The organism is Peribacillus sp. P4_C12, assembly GCF_056402095.1.
Genome location: NZ_JBFUIB010000282.1, coordinates 1 through 4,876, shown reverse-complemented (window position 1 = coordinate 4,876; position 4,876 = coordinate 1). Strand labels below are relative to the sequence as shown.

Sequence of the window (4,876 nt, the reverse complement as noted above, 5' to 3'; positions counted from 1 at the left end):
TTTCCTACGTAATTTGCGTCCATATGGATAATTAAAGGAATCACTTCGGCATTTTCTTGTTACTAAAATAGCTCTAAAAAATCCATTCTTTATCAACCTTTAAAAAAGGAGCAGAAAATGCCGAAGTGATTCCTTTAATTATCCATATGGACGCAAATTACGTAGGAAATTCACTTTCTTTGCCGAATGATTACTTGTTTTGTCATCTGTAAAGGGATTGCCTCTTCCATCTCGAATTCTACACACAAAAGGGGGAATCTCGATGAATACAAGTGCAGTTGCCCGGTTACTGAACGTTTCCCATAGTACGATTCAACGCTGGGTTACCCAATTGAATATGGAGGTAGAACGAAATCAGCTCGGACACTATCAGTTTTCAGACGATGACATTGCATTATTGAGAAAAGTCCAAGATCAGCTGAACGAAGGAATCATTCTCCAAAAGGTCAGCATATCAGAGAAAAAGATTAGAAAGGCAACAGTACAGAAACAACATTCCGAAACGAATAAAGAACATGATCGAATGATAGAAAGGATTGTTAGGCTTGAAAATGGACTAAAGACAAAAGCTGATGACGTTGTCTCCTATCAAATTTTACAACACAGAAGCGATATGGAAGACCTACAAAAACTCGTTAAGAAGCTTGAAGCACGTATTGAAGAGTTAGAAACAAAAAAAGTTCCGCCAATCGATTATTTTCTGGCTGCTGAAGAAACGGCTGCCACTAAAAAAACGAAGAAATGGCCATTCATGAAAACGATTTTTGGAAATAACTGAACGTGATGCTTCTTCGAAGAGCAGAGCGGTCAACGATTAATACCAAAGAATATGATAGCCTTCCTTCTTCTACCTGCAAATTTAAGATCATACAAATACCATTAGACCTCGATGTACATCCTTTAGCCCATGACTCTTCGAACGCAGAAATAGTTCAAGAACCCGAGCTAGTAATTACCTCAAATATAAAAAGGCCGCGGCCCCAAGGTTAAACTTCCACCTAAGGGCCGGGCCTTTTCATCATTTAAATAAGCACAGCACGGTCGTTGAGCATTTTTTCACCTTTAATACGCTGGAATTCGTTCAGCAGTTTTTCAACGGTAAGCTCCTGCTTTTCGACGCSCCTTGCTTCAAAAATGATTTGACCTTTATCCATCATGATTAATGAATTTCCAAGATCTATTGCCTGCTGCATATTATGAGTCACCATAAGTGTCGTTAACTGGTTTTTTTCAACGATTTCCTTCGTCAGATTTGTAACGAGCTCCGCTCTAGAGGGATCAAGAGCAGCTGTATGTTCATCTAGAAGCAGGATTTTAGGATCGGTAAAGGTGGCCATCAGCAATGATAATGCCTGGCGCTCCCCTCCCGATAATAATCCGACTTTTGCACTCATTCGATTTTCCAAGCCTAAATGAAGCGTACTCAAACTTTCTTTAAAAAGTGCTTTCCTTTTTTTTGTCACCCCGAAGCCAAAGCCTCTTCTATTAGTTCTGCCATAGGCAATGGCCATATTTTCCTCAATGGTCATATGCGGGGCTGTACCAAGCATCGGATCTTGAAAAACACGGCCAATCATTTTCGCACGAGCATGCTCCTCAATTGTCGACACATTTTCGCCATCAATAATGACTTCACCGGCATCAGGGAGAATCTTACCGGATATCATATTCATCAACGTCGATTTGCCTGCGCCGTTACTGCCAATGACCGTTACAAATTCACCCTTTGTCATTTGCAATTCAAGATTTCCAAGGGCCAACTTCTCATCCGGTGTGCCTTCATTGAAGACCTTATAAATCTGATTTAGTTGCAGCAAATTCTTATCCCCCCTTCGATAAAGTCTCGATATGACGCATCTGTAATTCTTTGAGACGCTTTTTCTTGCGGCTTTTTTCTTTTTGTTTATCAGAAATTTTTGGAATAACAAGTGCTCCAACCACGATAAGCGCGGTAATTAATTTAACATCACCCGTATCAAGGAATTCTACACGAAGTGCCAAAGTAACGACGATTCGGTATATAATCGCTCCACCAATAACTGCAAGCGTCGCCCGCGCAATCGTTTTTGCACCGAATAACGCTTCCCCAATAATGACGGATGCCAATCCAATGACAATAATTCCAATCCCCATCCCAATATCACTAAAACCGTTATATTGAGCAACTAAAGATCCAGAGAAAGCAACAAGTGCATTTCCAATTGCGAGTCCTAAAATCTTCATATTACCCGTATGGGCGGAAAAACTCTTAACCATGGCTTCATTGTCACCTGTCGCACGTAGTGCAAGACCAATTTCCGTTTTTAAAAATGCAGACATTCCAGCCTGAATAATTACAGCTACAATAAGCATCACAATTAAAATAGCCCATGTTTTTGGCAAACTATCACCAAGGCCCATGATTGATAATAGACCATTCAACATATTGTCCAACCCAGTGCCAGCCCAAGAATCCTGAATATTCGTGATAATTGTTGTTTGAGAAAGCAACGGAATGTTCGATGCACCCATAATTCTTAAATTGATAGAATATAGGGCAATCATCATTAAAATTCCTGCAAGAAGTGGATTAATTTTCCCTTTCGTATGCAGCAGTCCCGTCATTGTCCCTGCGATAAACCCGGCAACCATGGCACAAAACGTGGCTACAATCGGCGAGAAACCGTTAACAATCATAATAGCGGCAACAGAGGCCCCTGTCACAAAACTACCTTCCACTGTCATATCCGGGAAGTCGAGAATCCTAAATGTTAAATAGACACCAAGTGCCATAATCGCATAAATCATTCCCGACTCAAAAGAGTTGAATAAGGCTGAGAACATTTTTTTCTTCCTTCCCTGAACTAAAGCAGAGTTTATTTTACAAACTCAGCATCTGCTTTCCATTCTTCTTTTATTTCAACACCCATACCTTTTGCTGCTGTTTCATTAATAACCAATTTCAACTTTTGTGGATATTGAACGGCGATGTCTCCCGGTTTCTTACCATCCTTTAAGATTTCAACCGCTTTTTGTCCTGCCTCATAGCCAATATCATAGTAACTGAAGCCATAGGCTGCGAAACCACCAGCTTTCACAGAATCAAGTTCACCAACAAATAATGGAATATCTTGATCATTCGCCACCGAAATGACTGATTCCAATGCTGAGACTACTGTATTATCAGTAATGATATAGAAAGCATCCGCTTTCCCGATTAATGATTCTGCTGCCTGTTTGACCTCAGCAGAAGTCGAGACAGATGCTTCCACGACTTTTAATCCGGCTTTTTTCGCTTCCGCTTTTACGTTTTTTATTTGGACGACCGAATTTTGTTCCCCTGTATTATAAACGGTCCCAATGGTTTTGGCGCCAAGTTCTTCTGCTAGGAATTTCATAGATTTTGCAATGGCTTCTGGATGAGAATCCGTCGTACCCGTCACATTTCCACCTGGTTTCTCCAGGGATGTAACAAGTTCGGCTGCGACTGGATCTGTTACAGATGTAAATACAATAGGAATATCCTTTGTTGCATTTAAAGCACTTAATGCACTTGGAGTCGAATTAGCAAAAATCAAATCCACTTTATCCCCAACGAAGTTATTGGCAATCGTCTGACTGTTGTTTTGATCTCCTTGTGCGACCTGAAGATTATACTTGGCATTGATGTCACTATCCTTCAATGCAGCCTGAAACCCTTCATATGCTTGATCCAGTGAATCATGCTGAACGATTTGTGTTACCCCAATATTGAAGGTATCCTTACCGCTTTCATTTTTCGCAGTATCATTCGCTTTGTCATTTCCACAGCCTGCCAGTAATAATCCCGCCACTAAGGTCATTGCTGCAGTCGAATATAATTTCTTCTTCATATTTTCCCCCCGCTTTTTTCTTATTTTTAGATTCTGCCTTACTACGATGGCAGCTCTTACGCTTTTATTTACTAAATTATAATCGTTTATTCTCAATTATATCAATATATTTTTTAACTTTTTAGAATTTTACAAGTTTTTATGTCTAAAACAATAAAAAAAGCTGCTGTGAAAGTTATTATTACTTTCACAGCAGCATACTAAAATGTCAGTGTTCGACGACTTGGTTAACAATTTTGGTAACAGTCGCCCGGTCGATTTTTTCTTTTCCTTCTTTCAAGGCTTTTAAAGTAGCTTTTGCCAATTCTAATGGTATTTTACAGAATTGGATAACTTCCTTTGTTTCAATCTCTGCTATATACGTATCAGCTAATGCAAGATTATGTTCCGTATAGGCAAGCATCTCGTCGAAACCCCAACCATCTGGATAAAAGTTAACACCGCGCTCTGCATCTTCCTCACGGTTTCGAAGAATATTAACAGTTTGAAGTCCTCGGCCAAATGCAATAGCAAGATCACGATCTGTTTCAGTTCCATCATACCAGTTCCAAATATCAGATAGCATGACTCCAACTAAACCCGCAACATAATATGTGTAATCATCAAGCTCTTCCTTATTGTGTATCTGCCAGTCCTTCGCAACCCACTTTGCCATGCCTTCGGCCATTTCCTGTGTCGAGCCCAAGACTTTTGCAGTCGCACTAGGCGGACAATATTGAATCCAATCCGAAAGAAGCAAGGTCACTTCCGGTAAATCGTCCTTATACGGTTCAAACAAAGTCTGAAGTTCCTTTTCACTATAATCATCAGTCTTAAGCAGCTCACTGATAGTCTGTAATAAGGAAATCTTACTATCGGCAGGCAATTCGGGATGGTCTTCAATTTCATCGATAGCCCGCATGCAAAGGTAAGCAGCTCCAATGGCTTCCTGTAATCCCTTTGGAAGGTAGCTGATTGGAATGAAAAAAGTTCGGCTTGTTTTTAAAAGAAAATCCATTGCCTTAGTATGTAGATTGCTTTGGTCA

General features: G+C 40.1%; 5 protein-coding genes. 1 reads left to right on the top strand and 4 read right to left on the bottom strand.

Features of this window, described 5'->3' with window-relative positions; genetic code table 11:
* Nucleotides 1–262: 262 nt before the first annotated feature.
* Complete coding sequence (locus AC1DUW_RS21065; protein ID WP_053346874.1) at nucleotides 263–778, top strand: MerR family transcriptional regulator; 516 nt, start codon at nucleotides 263–265, stop codon at nucleotides 776–778.
* A 244-nt stretch (nucleotides 779–1,022) separates the two neighbouring features.
* On the opposite strand, the gene AC1DUW_RS21060 is transcribed toward AC1DUW_RS21065, so the two are convergent.
* The 4 genes from AC1DUW_RS21060 to AC1DUW_RS21045 form a co-directional block, all read right to left on the bottom strand.
* Entirely contained in the window at nucleotides 1,023–1,817 is a 795-nt protein-coding gene (locus AC1DUW_RS21060; RefSeq protein ID WP_477643374.1) for an ABC transporter ATP-binding protein, read from the bottom strand.
* A gap of 4 nt (nucleotides 1,818–1,821) precedes the next feature.
* Nucleotides 1,822–2,823, bottom strand: a complete 1,002-nt coding sequence (locus tag AC1DUW_RS21055) for an ABC transporter permease (protein ID WP_477643373.1) — start codon at nucleotides 2,821–2,823, stop codon at nucleotides 1,822–1,824.
* Between the two features lie 32 nt (nucleotides 2,824–2,855).
* Nucleotides 2,856–3,851, bottom strand: a complete 996-nt coding sequence (locus AC1DUW_RS21050; protein WP_252430401.1) for an ABC transporter substrate-binding protein — start codon at nucleotides 3,849–3,851, stop codon at nucleotides 2,856–2,858.
* Between the two features lie 208 nt (nucleotides 3,852–4,059).
* Nucleotides 4,060–4,876, bottom strand: an 817-nt coding sequence (locus tag AC1DUW_RS21045; protein ID WP_477643372.1) for a squalene/phytoene synthase family protein, incomplete at its 5' end; no start/stop codon positions are given.

What these genes read in the sequence shown, in the direction of transcription:
- AC1DUW_RS21050 (WP_252430401.1), bottom strand. Translation starts at nt 3,851, where the DNA reads ATGAAGAAGAAATTATATTCGACTGCAGCAATGACCTTAGTGGCGGGA.
- AC1DUW_RS21065 (WP_053346874.1), top strand. Translation starts at nt 263, where the DNA reads ATGAATACAAGTGCAGTTGCCCGGTTACTGAACGTTTCCCATAGTACG.
- AC1DUW_RS21055 (WP_477643373.1), bottom strand. Translation starts at nt 2,823, where the DNA reads ATGTTCTCAGCCTTATTCAACTCTTTTGAGTCGGGAATGATTTATGCG.